We start from the raw sequence: 14,291 nt of genomic DNA, 5'->3' as shown, positions 1-14,291 counted from the left end.
ACTATTTTTCATACATGCAGGTAAGAGCATCTCTATCGGTTTTGCTCTTTTCCATAAACAGGGTGAATATGGCCACAGTTTGACTGCGATTAATATCCTTGACGCGCTCGAGCAAACACCTAATGTGCTACTACCGCACTCAAAGGAAAAGCATTGGTGCTGGAATATAGATAATCCAGATAAGATTGGAGAATGATCATGAAAAAGAAATTAATTCTGGGGTGCATTATATTATTTTCGGGATTGTTGGTGCTAGTTGTTCATGTCTTCCCGATACGACCTTTCGTTACGATTACAAATAATACTAACAAACCTCTTTTTATATATGCTGGTGAGAGTATCTATGACGTCGACCCCGAACCTGAAGAAGTTGAGCGAATTGTAAGGTCAAAACCTAAAATCATAGCTCCAGGCGAGAAAAGTGAATTTACTGCTTCATTTATATCTCTGATTAGAAGAGACGCAGTAATCGATATTGGTTGGAGGATCGGTGGCCAATACGAATATAATTCAGTTGGTGGTGGAGGCCGGAATTTCATTCTTTCCTCAACAGCAGGTGCGTGTTCTGTGTCGATTAAAATAAACGATGGGTTTAATAATGATATTCTAGAGAAAGCTCCCGGTGATTTATGTTTTAAAAAAATAAAAGCATTCAACTATAAATATTGATCCATAGCCTGTTTTCTAGGAAATGTCTGTTTAAAGTTGGAATTTCCAGTGTTTAATAAATGATAAGAAATTAATATAAATATATGGATGATTTAACCCTGCGTTACTACGACGCTGAAATGCGCTACCTGCTGGAAGCCGGCGAAGAATTTGCCCGCGCTCACCCGGAGCAGGCAGCAATGCTCAATCTCGATAAAGCGGGCGCGCGCGACCCATACGTGGAGCGCCTATTCGAGGGCTTTGCCTTCCTGATGGGCCGCCTGCGTGAGAAGCTTGATGACGACCTGCCTGAATTGACTGAAGGGCTGGTCAGTCTGCTGTGGCCGCATTACCTGCGCACTATTCCCTCGATGTCGGTGGTGGAGTTCACTCCTGTCTGGCGTGAGATGAAAGAACCGATGCGTATTGCCAGAGGTTTCGAGGTCAATTCGCGGCCGATCGGTGAAAAAGGCACGCGTTGTCGCTACACCACAACTAAAGAGATAACCCTTCAGCCACTGGCGCTGGAGCATGCCCGCCTGTCGACTGATCCTGATGGGCGCTCTGTCATCAGCCTGCGCTTCAGTTGTAGCCATCTCGCTGACTGGAGCCGTGTCGATCTCAGCCAGATCCCGTTCTACTTCAACGCTGACGCACCGCTGGCCTGCGCCATGCATGAAGCCTTTACCATGAATACTGCGCGCCTGTGGCTACGCATGCCGGGTGACACGGACAGAAGGCCGATGGACGGGTATTTCACCGCACTGGGGTTTGGTGATGATGACAGGCTGTGGCCGAAGGGGGACAGTAGTTTCAGCGGTTACCAGTTGCTGCTGGAGTACTTCACCTTTCGCGAGAAATTCATGTTTACGGGGCTGCGCGGGCTGGAGAGCGTGGTCTTTCCGGCTGAGATCCCGTGGTTTGAAATCGACGTGGTGCTGGCGGAACGCTGGGAGCATGACTTCAGCTTTACCGAAAAGCACCTGCGCCTGAATTGTGTGCCGGTCATTAACCTGTTCCCGCTGGAATCCGATCCGCTGACGCTCAATTCTCTGCAAACCGAATACATGCTGCGCCCGATGCGCGTGCAGGATGGCCATACCGAGATCTATACCGTGGATTCGGTGATGTCATCGAGCCAGCATACCTACGTGCCGTTTTCGAGCTTCCGTCATAAGGGAGGAATGATGCGTCATGAAGCACCAGAATATTACTACCACACCCGTGTGCGCCGCGGTCCGTCCGGTCTGCATAACACCTGGCTCATCCTTGGCGGCGAAGCATTTGATAATCATACCGTCCCGGAAGACGAAAGCCTGTCGCTGACGCTAACTGGCACCAATGGTCAACTGCCACGACGTGCGCTGCAAAGCACCGTGCTTGATACGGTGATGAAAACCACTTCGGTCAGCATTGCCGTGCGCAACCTGTTTGCGCCGACGCTGCCTTGTTACCCACCGGCGCAGGACCGTTTCCACTGGCGCGTACTGAGTCACCTTGGCAGCGGATTTCTGTCGATGATGGATAATGCCGACGTGCTGCGCGGTACCCTGGCGCTGTATGAATGGACCGACAGCGAGATGAACCGTCGCCGCCTGGAAGCCATTCTCGAGGTAAAACACAGTGAAACGGAGCGCTTTGAACAGGGCTACCTGGTCCGTGGCGTGCAGATTGAAGTCACGCTGGACAGCAATGGCTTTGCCGGACGCGGCGACATCTGCTTATTTGGCGAGATGATGAGCCGATTCTTTGCGCTATACACTGACATCTATTTGTTTAACCGCCTGATTATCATTCTGCAACCGACCGGAGAACGCCTGGAATGGGAAGAGAAGCACAACCGCCGCATTCCCGGCTGAGCCCACGGCTGGAAGCCGACCTGCATCGTATTAACTTTTACCGTTTATGCCAGTTGCTGGAGAAGCGTAACCCGGGCAGGCCGTTGATGGGCTCGACCAGTCACCCGGGCGATGACCCGGTACGCTTTGCCCCGCATCCGGGCATGGGATTTCCGGCCAGTGAGCTGAAAGCCGTGGAGTATGATGAGGATGATGACAGCCGGCCACCACTTATCCGCACGACCTTTATGGGAATGTACGGTGTCGACTCACCCCTGCCGATGGCGTATCTCGATGACATCGCTCAGCGTCGGGAAGGGCATGACGCACTACAGGGTTTTCTGGATATTTTCAGCCATCGCATTCTGACGCAGTTTTACCGTATCTGGCGTAAATACTCTTATCCGGCCACCTTTGAACCCGGTGGTACGGACAGCATCTCGCAGTCACTGCTGGGCCTGGTGGGATTGGGTATTCCCGGCACAGCAGACCACATCGCCACACCGGTATCCCGTTTTCTGGCTCTGCTGGGTGTTCTACAGCAACCGGGCAAAACTCAGGAGGGAATGCAGGCGCTGGTGACGTTGCTGGCCCCGGATACCACCGTGAAGGTCAGTCCATACTGCCTGCGGCCGGTGGAAATGGGTCAGCCGCTGGGCTTTTACGGTGATGACGATTTTCTGCTGGACGGCAACACGCCACTGGGTGACGAAGCGATGGATGCGGGTAGCCAACTGCTGGTTGCGCTTACAACGGATAATGAACAGGAGGCACAGGGCTGGAAGCCGGACGGTCTGCTGTATCAGGACTTTCTGGTGATGCTTCGTGTCTGGATCGGCTGGCGTTTTAAAGCAAAGATCACCCTGACCACACGGACCCGACTGCTGGCCGTTCCGCCGCTTGGCGAAGGCCCTTTCTGGCTCGGGATGAACGGCGTGCTGGGTGCTGATGAGGGGGAACTTAAAGACGATATCCCACCGACCTTTACGACGGAACTGGGCTATTACACTGGCCTGAAGCCAGCAATACCACAACAAGGAAACCGACGTGTTACGTACAAGTTTGATTAAATCCGCAGGCTGGTTGCCTGCGCTGCTGGCGTTCAGCCTGACGGGGTGCGGGATGACGCAGGGTATCACCGATGGCACCAAATCGGCATTTAACGCCGTGTTCTACAAAAAAATTAAGATGCTGCACCTGGATTTCACGGCGCGTGAAGCGCTAAACACCGATTCCCGCGAAAGTAACTCACTCTCCGAGCCGATGGTAGTCCGTGTCTATCAACTGAAAGACCGTAAAATCTTCGATAAAACGGTTTACCAGCAACTACTGAACGATGGCGAAACTATTCTGAAAACCGACCTGATGGCGACCCGCGATGTGGTCGTAAAACCGGGCGGTGATACAAATCTTGATATGCCAATGGAAGAAGAAACGCAGTTTGTCGCGGTAGTCGGCCTGTTTCGTCACCCGGACCTGGTCAACAATACCTGGAAGCAGGTTCTAAAACGTGAAGATCTCGATCCGGATAAGCCGCGCATTCTGGAGGCCGGGAATAACCACCTGACGTTACAGCCATTGAAGGATGACTGATGCCTAAGGGACATAATACGCCATCGCTGTATGAAATGCTGAGCGGCAATTTCTCAGGTGGCCTGAGCCTCAACCAAGTCAGCGAACAGAATCAGGTGATTTTATCAGTACTCGATAACATGCAGCGCATCCTCAACTGCCGCGCCGGTACGCTGGCTCACCTGCCGGACTACGGCCTGCCGGATATGACAAAAATCCTCCAGGGAATGCCCGGTACCGCCCATCAGCTGATTACCACACTGTCGGCCATATTGCTGAAATATGAGCCGCGCCTGAGCCGGATTAACGTGGTGATGCAGGAACAGATTCAGCCCGGTGAACTCCGCTACGCCATTGATGCGGAGCTGAAGGGGGTCGGGCTGGTGCGCTACGGCACGGAATTTATGCCCGAGGGCAGGGTATTAATCCGTCATCTGAAACAACAGCAATACCTCGATGCACGAGCCGCCATCTAGTTATTACTCAGGTTAAAACAGTTATGACAATAAATTCTGAACGCCAACTTAAAACCGGCGGGGATCCGCGCACACTTGCAGATTACGCTGCCTTGCGCGAAGAAATGAACAAGCTCACCCATCCGGCACGCCCGGATGTTAACTGGCAACACGCGGAAACGCTCTGTCTGTCACTGTTCGAGCATAACGGTGTGGAGCTACAAACGGCTGCCTGGTATACGCTCGCCCGCACGCATCTTGCCGGCCTCTACGGCATGAATGAAGGGCTGGCGGTACTGGCTGCCCTGGTCGTCCGCCAGTGGGGTAGCCTCTGGCCACAGCCTGTTCATGCGCGAGTTGAAATCCTCAGCGCACTGAGCAAACGCCTGCAACAGGTGGTGAGAACGCTGACGTTGACGTATGCCGATTTAGGGCAGCTTTATCAGGCTGAGGAGAATCTGAACGCTCTGAGTGACATGTTGCAGCGCCTCGAACTTAAGCATGCTGCTCAGCTTGATGCTCTGCGCACGATGATGCAGAACGCAGCAGTGCGTCTGGAAAACAGTGAAAATTCGGGCGTAAGTCTGCCGGGTAACGCGGTAGGGGCCGCGGAACTCCACCTCACAGAACCGACAGAGCGTTGCAAATGGGTTTATGTGGTTCAGCCCGAGTCGTTGCCGAATAAAGAGCCTCCTGTGCCCGTGAAGCAGTGGAAACCATTTGCTGCGGGTATGTTGTCCATGCTGGTGGCTGCCAGTGTTGTCGTAGTGGGATGGCAGATGATGCATGCGCCAGATTCGGCGCAAATGCAGCTGGCTGCAACTCTGACTCCTTTACCTGAAGGACTCTCTACAGCACAGTTGCAGGCGCTGCAACAAACGTCACCGCCACCTGAACCGGGGATCAGCAAGACACAGCAGTTGTTAGCGCAGCTTTTACACCTGAAACCAGACTGGGCAGTAAGCTACGGCGACCGTCTGGTGCAGCAGGCGCTGACGTTGTGGCCTGAAGAGGCCAAACCCCTGGCACAACAGTGGCACAAGCAGATTAGCGTTGCCGGACTTGCAGAGTCAGATCTGAATGGCTGGCATCAGGGAATGACGCAGTTACAGCAGTTGACGAACAGGCTAAACGCGCTGGATGAACAGAAGGGGAAGTACATGACGGTCAGCGAACTGAAATCAGCCGTGTTTGCCATGTCGCAGTCCTTCAGCCATACCGTTCCGCTTGAGGAGCAGCTTCGTCTGCTTTCCATTTTACCTGCCGGGCAACCCCTGTCAGCAGCGCAGCTAAACCAGGCCGAACAGCATCTTCAGCAGTTGATTGCCAGCTATGCCTTGCTGAAGCACCAAAAAGAATAATGAGACTGGCGAAAAACACGGAGTTGACATGTCAGCAAGAGAGCGTTTTTTTAAGAAAGTGCAGCAGAGCATCGGGGACAAACCGATCTATGTTAATACGGCTGAGGCCGAAGTCAGGGCGTTTTGTGAGCGGATGGAGGATCTTGCGCAGCAAATCATTACATGGTTTGAAGGTTCTGGTATTGAAATATTTTTATCTAAAAAACATATCACCGATTTAAGTACGGTTGGCTACAGCCTCAGTAGCGGTATATGTCGTTATGCCATTACGACGATCATTTTGCAAAATGGGGATCGCAGCGTCACCATTATGCCAGAACAGGTGATCAGGGGGCCGGAGAAGGGGTGTGTGACGATGAGTATTAATGTCCCCGATAGTCTGTCGGGGGCGAGGATATTCCATTTAAGCATGGCGCCTGATACAGGCTGGTATATTCGTCGCGGGCATCAAAGTGCAAAAGAGAATATTCTCATGACTGAGGACTGTTTTTTCCAGGCTATCGACTGTCTGGCCTGAACGTAAGTCACCCTAACGGAAGGAGCGCGCATTAACGTAGTTAATATATATTAACTACGTTAACTTATTAAGCACCACTACACACCGGCGGCCTACAGTACCCCTCCTTAAATATATAATTAACATTTTTGAAGGGGTATCAGTAACCCAACGACAAGCCAGATATTTAGCGTAAAACATGCTTTTTATCCGCCTTAAGTAAAACTGCGCAAATCAAACTGCAAAACAACAAACCAGCGACGAACGTGAGGACAAATTCGTATGGCAATGCTATAACCCTTAATGCCAACCAAAATATAATGTCCCAGGAAAACGTATGCTAAGAAATATTAGTGTCAGAACGTTCATTGTCTATTTCCTTTTATGTGTATTTTTGGTAAGTGATGGAGTTATAGCGCTATTTTCACGAAATTCTTCGCTTTTTATTGCAGTCATAATTGTACAATTCATCGCCTTATTTTTGCTTTGGGCGTACATGACAAAATATCTTGTGACGCCGATCAATACGGTGAAAAAAAGTATTGAAGAAGTGACGTCAGGCAAACTTGGCGTGTCGATACCTGAATTTGGCAACAATTGTGCGGGACGCCTGATCCCGGGGATTAATAGTCTCTCCAGCAACATTGCAACCCTGGTCCGTGAGATCCGCGCCTCCTCGCAAACCGCGATGACCCTGTCAGATCAACTCTCTTCACGCAGCGCGCAGCTTTCCGTCAAAACAGAACAGCAGTCAGCTTCGCTGGTGCAAACGGCAGCCAGCATGGAAGAGATGGCTGCAAGTACAAAAAATAATGCCGACAATACCCGTTTAGCCAGCGAGCAGGCGAATATCGCGACGTTACAGGCGCGTAAAGGCGGAGAATTAATGGGGCAGGTCGCGAACAATATGCAGTCGATTACCGACTGCGCCCAGCAAATGACAGAGATTATCTCGCTGATTGACGGTATCGCTTTTCAGACCAATATTCTGGCGCTTAACGCCGCCGTTGAAGCGGCAAGAGCGGGCGACCATGGTAAAGGGTTTTCTGTGGTCGCGGGTGAGGTGAGAAGCCTGGCGCATCGTAGCGCCGAAGCGGCAAAAAATATTAAGTCACTGATTGAAGTTACCAGCCATAACGTGACGCAGGGCGTTAACGTGGTCTCTGAAGCCGAAAAAAACATGCATGACATTGTTACCGGTTCGGGCAATGTGAGCAGACTGATGGATGAAATATCCGCCTCAACATCAGAACAGGAAAAAGGTATTTCACAAATTACGCAGGCATTGTCAGAGCTTGAACGCGTAACGCAGAGCAACGTGTCGATGGTTGAGGAACTCAATGGGTCGTCAGATGTGCTGCGCAATCAGGTGATTGAGCTCCAGACACGAACACGTAATTTCCGTCTGGAAAATGAGTTCCAGACTGATAATGCATTAAAAAGCCGCGAATGGGCGGTGAATTCCTGAACGTATTCAGGACGATGCCTCACATAATTATTGCTTAACCCTCGGCGAAAGCTAGACTGACACCGAAAGAGATAAAACGGTGGAGGCGCTGTGGAGAGCATTAAAGGGTCTGAGGTTAACGTACCTGACGCAGTTTTTGCATGGGTGTTTGATGGACAAGGCGGCGCAAGGCCGCTTGAAGATCAGGATCACATCGACAGCGAACATCCATGCTGGCTGCACCTCAACTACACGCACCCGGACAGCGCCGAGTGGCTCGCGTCCACGCCGCTATTGCCCAACAACGTTCGGGATGCGCTGGCGGGAGAAAGTCTCAGACCCCGCGTCAGCCGGATGGGTGAGGGGACGTTAATTACGCTGCGTTGTATAAACGGCAGTACGGATGAGCGTCCGGATCAGTTGGTGGCAATGCGTGTTTATATGGATGAACGGCTGATTGTTTCCACCCGCCAGAGAAAAGTGCTGGCGCTGGATGACGTCATTAACGATCTGAAAGAGGGCACGGGGCCTACGGATTGCGGCAGCTGGCTGGTGGATGTGTGTGATGCGCTGACCGATCATGCCAGCGAGTTTATAGAAGAACTTCACGATAAAATCATCGATCTGGAAGATAACCTGCTCGATCAGCAAATCCCCCCACGTGGTTTTCTGGCGCTGCTGCGTAAGCAGCTCATCGTGATGCGCCGCTATATGACCCCTCAGCGCGACGTTTATGCGCGGCTGGCCAGCGAACGTATGAGCTGGATGAACGACGATCAGCGCCGCAGAATGCAGGATATCGCTGACCGGCTCGGACGTGGACTGGACGAGATTGACTCATGTATTGCCAGAACGGCAGTCATGGCGGATGAGATAGCCCAGGTGATGCAGGAGTCGTTAGCCAGGAGAACGTACACCATGTCGCTGATGGCGATGGTCTTTTTACCGAGTACCTTCCTGACGGGGTTGTTTGGCGTAAACCTCGGAGGGATCCCCGGCGGTGAATATCACTATGGCTTCACCACGTTTTGCGTCATGTTAGTGGTTTTGATTGGGGGTGTTGCATGGTGGTTGCATCGTAGTAAATGGCTGTAAATTTACGCTTTTCTGAGGCAGAGTCGGCTTCAAAACGACATTTTAATTGAGCGAAGTCAATAAACTCCGACCATGTTAGGTGCAATATTACTCCCGCAGGTGAATGCAACGTCAAGCGATGGGCGTTGCGCTCCATATTGTCTTACTTCCTTTTTTTGAATTACTGCATAGCACAATTGATTCGTACGACGCCGACTTCATAGTCGGCTTTTTTTTGCCTCCTGTTTATCTGCGTCTACCCTTTATAGGGGTCAGCACCCTAATCTGGAGGAAAAGATGAGTATGCTACTTGACCTGCAACGCCTGAACACCTGGCAGTCCGATCCGGTGCCTACCGATCCGACGCCAATACCCGATCCTGTCCCACGTCCGCAGCCGATGCCGGATCCGCCGCCGGATGAAGAACCGATTAAATTGTCGCATCGTTAGCGCAGATCTGCGAGGATACGCGCCATCTGACTGCAATCATTACCACGAGAGTATATTGTGACCGCTTTTTCCACGCTGAACGTTCTGCCTGAAGCCCAACTGACTAACCTGAATGAGTTGGGCTACCTCACTATGACCCCTGTCCAGGCCGCCGCGCTGCCGGCTATCCTTGAAGGCCGTGACGTGCGCGTGCAGGCGAAAACCGGCAGTGGAAAAACGGCTGCATTCGGGCTAGGCCTGTTACAACACATTGATGCAACCCTGTTTCAGACCCAGTCCCTGATACTCTGCCCGACGCGCGAGCTGGCCGACCAGGTCGCGGGTGAGCTGCGTCGTCTGGCGCGTTTTTTGCCTAACACTAAAATTTTAACGCTCTGCGGCGGGCAACCGTTCGGCGCGCAGCGCGATTCCCTTCAGCACGCGCCGCATATCATTGTGGCAACGCCGGGCCGTCTGCTCGATCACCTGCAAAAAGGCACCGTTTCACTCGATGCACTGCAAACGCTGGTGATGGATGAAGCTGACCGCATGCTGGATATGGGCTTCAGCGATGCGATTGACGAAGTGATCCGCTTTGCCCCAGCCACACGCCAGACGCTGCTCTTTTCTGCCACCTGGCCTGAGGCGATTGCGGCGATCAGCGGACGCGTGCAGAAGAACCCGCTGACCATTGAAATCGATGCTGTCGATGCGTTACCGGCGATTGAGCAGCAGTTCTTCGAGACATCGCAGCAGGGCAAAATTCCACTGCTACAAAAATTGCTGAGCCAACACCAGCCAGCGTCCTGCGTGGTGTTCTGTAATACCAAAAAAGACTGTCAGGCGGTGTGCGATGCCCTGAATGATGCAGGACAGAGCGCATTATCGCTGCATGGCGATCTGGAACAGCGCGATCGCGATCAGACGCTGGTGCGTTTCGCTAACGGCAGCGCTCGCGTGCTGGTTGCAACGGATGTGGCGGCCCGTGGCCTGGATATTAAATCGCTTGAGCTGGTGGTGAATTTTGAGCTGGCATGGGATCCGGAAGTGCATGTCCACCGCATCGGGCGTACCGCACGTGCGGGTAACAGTGGTCTCGCCATCAGCTTCTGCGCACCTGAAGAGGCCCAGCGCGCCAATATTCTTGCGGAAATGCTGCAACTGAAACTCAACTGGGTGAATGCCCCAGGTAATATCAGCATCGCTCCGCTGGCGGCGGAAATGGCCACCCTGTGCATCGACGGCGGTAAAAAGGCCAAAATGCGTCCCGGTGACGTTCTGGGGGCGTTAACTGGGGATATCGGTCTCGACGGGGCAGATATTGGCAAGATCACTGTCCATCCTGCGCATGTCTACGTAGCGGTTCGCCAGTCAGTTGCGCAGAAGGCCTGGAAACAGTTGCAGGGCGGGAAGATTAAAGGGAAGACCTGCCGCGTTCGACTGCTGAAATAAGCTTAAAACGCGTCTCAGAAACGATATCTGAGACGCTGCCAGGTTACTTGACTTCTACCACGTTCAGGCGCAGTTCATCGAATTGCGCATCCTCTTCCTCTGGCTGCCAGCCAGCAGGCTGCATCGGGATCTCTTCGCGATCAAACGCCAGATCCCCGCCATTCACCACCTCTGAACCGTGGTTAATCCCTTTGAAATCGAACAGTTCAACGTCGGCGAGGTGCGAAGGCACCACGTTCTGCATGGCGCTGAACATGGTTTCGATGCGGCCCGGATAGCGTTTATCCCAGTCACGCAGCATGTCGCCAATGACCTGACGTTGCAGGTTCGGCTGTGAGCCGCACAGATTGCACGGAATGATAGGGAAGGCTTTAGCCTGAGAGAAACGCTCAATGTCTTTCTCGCGGCAGTAGGCGAGTGGGCGGATCACGATGTGTTTGCCGTCGTCGCTCATCAGCTTCGGTGGCATTCCCTTCATTTTGCCGCCGTAGAACATATTCAGAAACAGCGTTTGCAGAATGTCGTCCCGGTGATGACCAAGCGCAATCTTGGTGGCCCCCAGTTCGGTTGCGGTGCGGTACAGAATGCCGCGACGCAAACGTGAGCAGAGCGAACAGGTCGTTTTGCCCTCAGGGATCTTCTCTTTAACAATGCCGTAGGTATTCTCTTCTACGATTTTGTACTCAACGCCCAGGTTCTTGAGGTACTCCGGCAGGATATGCTCCGGGAAGCCCGGCTGTTTCTGATCGAGGTTAACCGCGACCAGGGAAAAGTTCACCGGTGCGCTTTGCTGTAGATTGCGCAGGATCTCCAGCATGGTGTAGCTGTCTTTACCGCCCGACAGGCAGACCATGATGCGATCGCCTTCTTCAATCATGTTGAAGTCTGCAATGGCTTCGCCCACGTTACGGCGCAGTCGCTTTTGCAGTTTATTCAGGTTGTACTGTTCTTTCTTGTTAATCTCTTGATTTTGTTGCATCTATTCGTTACTCAGATCTCAAATGGGGCACAGGGTGAGGAAAACGATTTCAAAGCGTCAGCTTCGTGTTCATCTCTTCTATCCATGTAGCATAGATTTCATACACCATCTGCGCATTTACGTGCCCCATCTGGTTAGCGATAAAAGACGGGTTTGCGGCTACCGGTAAAAACCAGTATGCGAAAGTGTGTCGTGTATGGTACGGATTGCAGCGCCGAATGCCAGCACGATTTACAAATGAGCCCCACAGGAGAAGTTTGGTTAAGACTGAAGGGTTGTCTACACTTACAGCTTACGCAGTAAAAACGGAGGTGAAAATGACTGACCGTCCCGTTCATGGTGACCATCCTGATTATAATCCCAGCCCGGATAACCCGGAAAAGGATGGAAGAAAACCGAAAGATGATCCTGGCTCAGCGCCTGAATCAGGCGATAAAGATCCAGAGTAATGACCAGCCGCCTTTACGAAGGCGGTTTTAACACCCATTACGGCCTCTCTACGCGCACCGCTGTTCACGTTATCCTCATTAACGTTGTCTGATAACCGCTCAGAATCCCTCCTGTTTTGCCTGGCGAACAGCTGAGATAAAGCACGGATCTCATTCCCGCGTACCAGCGCGTTTTACAGTTCTCCTGCTACGCTTTTGAGGGGGACAAGGGAGCGCTTCTATGAAAAATAAAGACGAACAGACAGGATTAGTTGGGCTGGCGATTGGTGCCGCCGTTATTGGGCTGGTTTCATCCCAGAAGATCATCAACCGTGAAAGTATTGTCGATGAGCTGGTAAGGCTCGGCAGGCAGAAGGGGGATGGTGTTGAAGATGAGGTCTTTTTAAAAGCGGCTGAGTTAGTGAGAAAAGGGGTATAAGTGATGGCTGACATTCGTCATGCACAGTGTCATTGTGGGGCGGTGAAATTTACGGTTGAGCTGACGGACGGCCTGAATACCGCGCGTCGATGTAGCTGCTCGTTTTGCAGGATGCGTGGGGCGGTCGTGGTTTCCGCACCTTTGACGGGCATTAAGGTGACGCAGGGCGCGGACACGCTCACAGAGTACCGTTTCAACACCGGCACGGCGCGCCATTTCTTCTGTTCGATTTGCGGTATTTACACGTTCCATCAACGACGTTCCAATCCCAATGAATATGGTGTGAATGTCGCTTGTCTGGAAAATGTCACGCCATTTGACTTCCCGGAAGTGGTGGTAATGGATGGAGTTAATCACCCTATGGATGGCGACAGCGGGGTATTTGGTTATCTCTCTTTCCGCAAAGAACAGGCGAAACAGCGGTAAAATTAGCCCGCAGATCGCTGCGGGCTAATGGGATTAGAACTGGTAAACCAGACCTAACGCTACGATGTCATCCGTACCGATGCCATTGTTTTTGTAGAATGAATCATCTTCATCCAGCAGGTTGATTTTATAATCAACATAGGTGGACATATTTTTGTTGAAATAATAGGTAGCACCGACGTCAGCATATTTCACCAGGTCTTTATCGTCCTGGCCATTGCCCAGGTCTTTACCTTTAGACTGTAAATAGGAAATAGCCGGACGCAGACCGAAATCGAACTGATATTGTGCGGTCACTTCGAAGTTTTGGGTTTTGTTTGCAATACCGCCGCCATCTTGGCTATCGGTTGAACCATAAGGGGTCATATTGCGGGTTTCGGAATACATTGCCGCCAGGTAAATATTGTTAGCGTCATATTTCAGGCCAGCAGTCCATGCATCCGCCTTATCGCCACCTGCATACTGAGATGCTGCGCCAGTGCCAGCACTAACCTGATCGTTGGTACGGTCAGATGACGCATATGCCGCGCCTGCGCTGAAGCCCATGCCGAAGTCATAGGTGGTGGAGATACCGAAGCCATCACCGTTTTGATTACGAATGTTGTTATCTGAACGGTTATTAGTGCCTTCCTGAGAGCAGCCATACTCGTCACAGTTGCTGCCTTCATTATTACCCTGATACTGCACCGCGAAGTTCAGACCCTGCACCAGACCAAAGAAGTCGGTGTTACGGTAGGTCGCCACGCCGTTTGCACGACCAGTCATAAAGTTATCGGCATTAGTATAAGAGTCGCCACCAAATTCTGGCAGCATATCGGTCCAGCCTTCCACGTCGTACAGGACGCCATAGTTACGGCCGTAATCGAAGGAGCCGTAGTCGCCTACCTTCACACCCGCGAAGGCCAGACGCGTCCAGGACTGATTGTCAGACCCTTCGGTGTTGTTTGCCTGAATGTTGTATTCCCACTGCGCGTAACCGGTCATCATGTCGTTGATTTGGGTTTCACCTTTAAAACCCAGACGCATATAGGTTTGATCGCCATCTTTAGAGGCGTCGTCAGAGAAATAATGCAGACCATCTACTTTGCCATACAGATCCAGTTTATTGCCGTCTTTATTATAAATTTCAGCTGCGTGAGCGGCGCCAGCCATTAACAAAGCGGGGATCATCAGTGCCAGTACTTTTCTTTGCATTTTGATTATTCCTTTGCAGTTATTTTTTTATTACTTCGTGAACTTTCCGGGCT

Annotated in this window: 16 protein-coding genes and 1 pseudogene; 14 read left to right on the top strand and 3 right to left on the bottom strand. The window is 51.9% G+C overall.

Features of this window, described 5'->3' with window-relative positions:
• Positions 1 to 198 precede the first annotated feature (198 nt).
• From ACOTW6_RS02055 to dbpA, 11 genes are all read left to right on the top strand, one after another.
• The gene (locus ACOTW6_RS02055) at positions 199 to 669 is read left to right on the top strand and encodes a hypothetical protein (RefSeq protein WP_062933058.1); all 471 of its coding nucleotides are present in this window, start codon (positions 199 to 201) and stop codon (positions 667 to 669) included.
• An 83-nt stretch (positions 670 to 752) separates the two neighbouring features.
• The gene (gene tssF / locus ACOTW6_RS02050; protein WP_062932973.1) at positions 753 to 2,507 is read left to right on the top strand and encodes a type VI secretion system baseplate subunit TssF; all 1,755 of its coding nucleotides are present in this window, start codon (positions 753 to 755) and stop codon (positions 2,505 to 2,507) included.
• Positions 2,471 to 3,556 (top strand): type VI secretion system baseplate subunit TssG, encoded by a 1,086-nt coding sequence (tssG, locus tag ACOTW6_RS02045; RefSeq protein ID WP_421766223.1) that lies wholly within the window; start codon positions 2,471 to 2,473, stop codon positions 3,554 to 3,556. The genes tssF and tssG overlap by 37 nt, the downstream gene beginning before the upstream one ends.
• A complete protein-coding gene (gene tssJ / locus ACOTW6_RS02040) occupies positions 3,534 to 4,079 on the top strand; it encodes a type VI secretion system lipoprotein TssJ (RefSeq protein WP_062932974.1) in 546 nt (181 codons plus the stop codon). The genes tssG and tssJ overlap by 23 nt, the downstream gene beginning before the upstream one ends.
• Positions 4,079 to 4,534 (top strand): type VI secretion system baseplate subunit TssE, encoded by a 456-nt coding sequence (gene tssE, locus ACOTW6_RS02035; protein ID WP_015570427.1) that lies wholly within the window; start codon positions 4,079 to 4,081, stop codon positions 4,532 to 4,534. Before tssJ ends, tssE begins: the two co-directional genes overlap by 1 nt.
• Positions 4,535 to 4,557: 23 nt before the next feature.
• Complete coding sequence (locus ACOTW6_RS02030; protein ID WP_062932975.1) at positions 4,558 to 5,874, top strand: VasL domain-containing protein; 1,317 nt, start codon at positions 4,558 to 4,560, stop codon at positions 5,872 to 5,874.
• 28 nt (positions 5,875 to 5,902) lie between these two features.
• The gene (locus ACOTW6_RS02025) at positions 5,903 to 6,391 is read left to right on the top strand and encodes a hypothetical protein (protein WP_032103614.1); all 489 of its coding nucleotides are present in this window, start codon (positions 5,903 to 5,905) and stop codon (positions 6,389 to 6,391) included.
• Positions 6,392 to 6,707: 316 nt separating this feature from the next.
• Positions 6,708 to 7,838, top strand: coding sequence for a methyl-accepting chemotaxis protein (locus ACOTW6_RS02020; RefSeq protein WP_023303809.1), 1,131 nt, complete (start codon positions 6,708 to 6,710; stop codon positions 7,836 to 7,838).
• 90 nt (positions 7,839 to 7,928) lie between these two features.
• Positions 7,929 to 8,912 (top strand): zinc transporter ZntB, encoded by a 984-nt coding sequence (zntB, locus tag ACOTW6_RS02015; RefSeq protein WP_017382256.1) that lies wholly within the window; start codon positions 7,929 to 7,931, stop codon positions 8,910 to 8,912.
• Between the two features lie 282 nt (positions 8,913 to 9,194).
• Positions 9,195 to 9,341, top strand: a complete 147-nt coding sequence (locus ACOTW6_RS02010) for a hypothetical protein (protein ID WP_371306719.1) — start codon at positions 9,195 to 9,197, stop codon at positions 9,339 to 9,341.
• A gap of 57 nt (positions 9,342 to 9,398) precedes the next feature.
• Complete coding sequence (gene dbpA / locus ACOTW6_RS02005; protein WP_062932976.1) at positions 9,399 to 10,772, top strand: ATP-dependent RNA helicase DbpA; 1,374 nt, start codon at positions 9,399 to 9,401, stop codon at positions 10,770 to 10,772.
• A gap of 43 nt (positions 10,773 to 10,815) precedes the next feature.
• Here the strand turns inward: dbpA and ttcA are convergent, their stop codons facing one another.
• Complete coding sequence (gene ttcA / locus ACOTW6_RS02000; protein ID WP_116329825.1) at positions 10,816 to 11,751, bottom strand: tRNA 2-thiocytidine(32) synthetase TtcA; 936 nt, start codon at positions 11,749 to 11,751, stop codon at positions 10,816 to 10,818.
• 49 nt (positions 11,752 to 11,800) lie between these two features.
• A pseudogene (locus ACOTW6_RS01995) lies at positions 11,801 to 11,998 on the bottom strand (tyrosine-type recombinase/integrase); the annotation flags it as partial.
• Positions 11,999 to 12,068: 70 nt separating this feature from the next.
• On the opposite strand from ACOTW6_RS01995, the gene ACOTW6_RS01990 reads away from it, so the two are divergent.
• The 3 genes from ACOTW6_RS01990 (at position 12,069) to ACOTW6_RS01980 (ending at position 13,044) form a co-directional block, all read left to right on the top strand.
• Positions 12,069 to 12,200, top strand: coding sequence for a hypothetical protein (locus ACOTW6_RS01990; RefSeq protein WP_255301129.1), 132 nt, complete (start codon positions 12,069 to 12,071; stop codon positions 12,198 to 12,200).
• Between the two features lie 220 nt (positions 12,201 to 12,420).
• A complete protein-coding gene (locus ACOTW6_RS01985) occupies positions 12,421 to 12,618 on the top strand; it encodes a hypothetical protein (RefSeq protein ID WP_003856931.1) in 198 nt (65 codons plus the stop codon).
• A 3-nt stretch (positions 12,619 to 12,621) separates the two neighbouring features.
• Positions 12,622 to 13,044, top strand: a complete 423-nt coding sequence (locus tag ACOTW6_RS01980; protein ID WP_032648425.1) for a GFA family protein — start codon at positions 12,622 to 12,624, stop codon at positions 13,042 to 13,044.
• Positions 13,045 to 13,077: 33 nt separating this feature from the next.
• Here the strand turns inward: ACOTW6_RS01980 and ompC are convergent, their stop codons facing one another.
• A complete protein-coding gene (ompC, locus tag ACOTW6_RS01975) occupies positions 13,078 to 14,238 on the bottom strand; it encodes a porin OmpC (protein ID WP_062932978.1) in 1,161 nt (386 codons plus the stop codon).
• Positions 14,239 to 14,291 lie beyond the last annotated feature (53 nt).

This window comes from Enterobacter cloacae complex sp. IR5403, from assembly GCF_049238705.1.
Taxonomy (GTDB): Bacteria; Pseudomonadota; Gammaproteobacteria; order Enterobacterales; family Enterobacteriaceae; genus Enterobacter; species Enterobacter hormaechei_C.
This window is presented reverse-complemented; position numbering and strand designations above follow the sequence as displayed.

Excerpts from the sequence above, each read along its gene's own strand:
- ttcA (WP_116329825.1), bottom strand. The coding sequence starts at position 11,751 with ATGCAACAAAATCAAGAGATTAACAAGAAAGAACAGTACAACCTGAAT.
- ACOTW6_RS02020 (WP_023303809.1), top strand. The coding sequence starts at position 6,708 with ATGCTAAGAAATATTAGTGTCAGAACGTTCATTGTCTATTTCCTTTTA.
- ACOTW6_RS02030 (WP_062932975.1), top strand. The coding sequence starts at position 4,558 with ATGACAATAAATTCTGAACGCCAACTTAAAACCGGCGGGGATCCGCGC.
- tssF (WP_062932973.1), top strand. The coding sequence starts at position 753 with ATGGATGATTTAACCCTGCGTTACTACGACGCTGAAATGCGCTACCTG.
- ACOTW6_RS02055 (WP_062933058.1), top strand. The coding sequence starts at position 199 with ATGAAAAAGAAATTAATTCTGGGGTGCATTATATTATTTTCGGGATTG.
- ompC (WP_062932978.1), bottom strand. The coding sequence starts at position 14,238 with ATGCAAAGAAAAGTACTGGCACTGATGATCCCCGCTTTGTTAATGGCT.
- tssG (WP_421766223.1), top strand. The coding sequence starts at position 2,471 with ATGGGAAGAGAAGCACAACCGCCGCATTCCCGGCTGAGCCCACGGCTG.
- ACOTW6_RS01985 (WP_003856931.1), top strand. The coding sequence starts at position 12,421 with ATGAAAAATAAAGACGAACAGACAGGATTAGTTGGGCTGGCGATTGGT.
- ACOTW6_RS02010 (WP_371306719.1), top strand. The coding sequence starts at position 9,195 with ATGCTACTTGACCTGCAACGCCTGAACACCTGGCAGTCCGATCCGGTG.
- tssE (WP_015570427.1), top strand. The coding sequence starts at position 4,079 with ATGCCTAAGGGACATAATACGCCATCGCTGTATGAAATGCTGAGCGGC.
- ACOTW6_RS01990 (WP_255301129.1), top strand. The coding sequence starts at position 12,069 with ATGACTGACCGTCCCGTTCATGGTGACCATCCTGATTATAATCCCAGC.
- ACOTW6_RS02025 (WP_032103614.1), top strand. The coding sequence starts at position 5,903 with ATGTCAGCAAGAGAGCGTTTTTTTAAGAAAGTGCAGCAGAGCATCGGG.
- ACOTW6_RS01980 (WP_032648425.1), top strand. The coding sequence starts at position 12,622 with ATGGCTGACATTCGTCATGCACAGTGTCATTGTGGGGCGGTGAAATTT.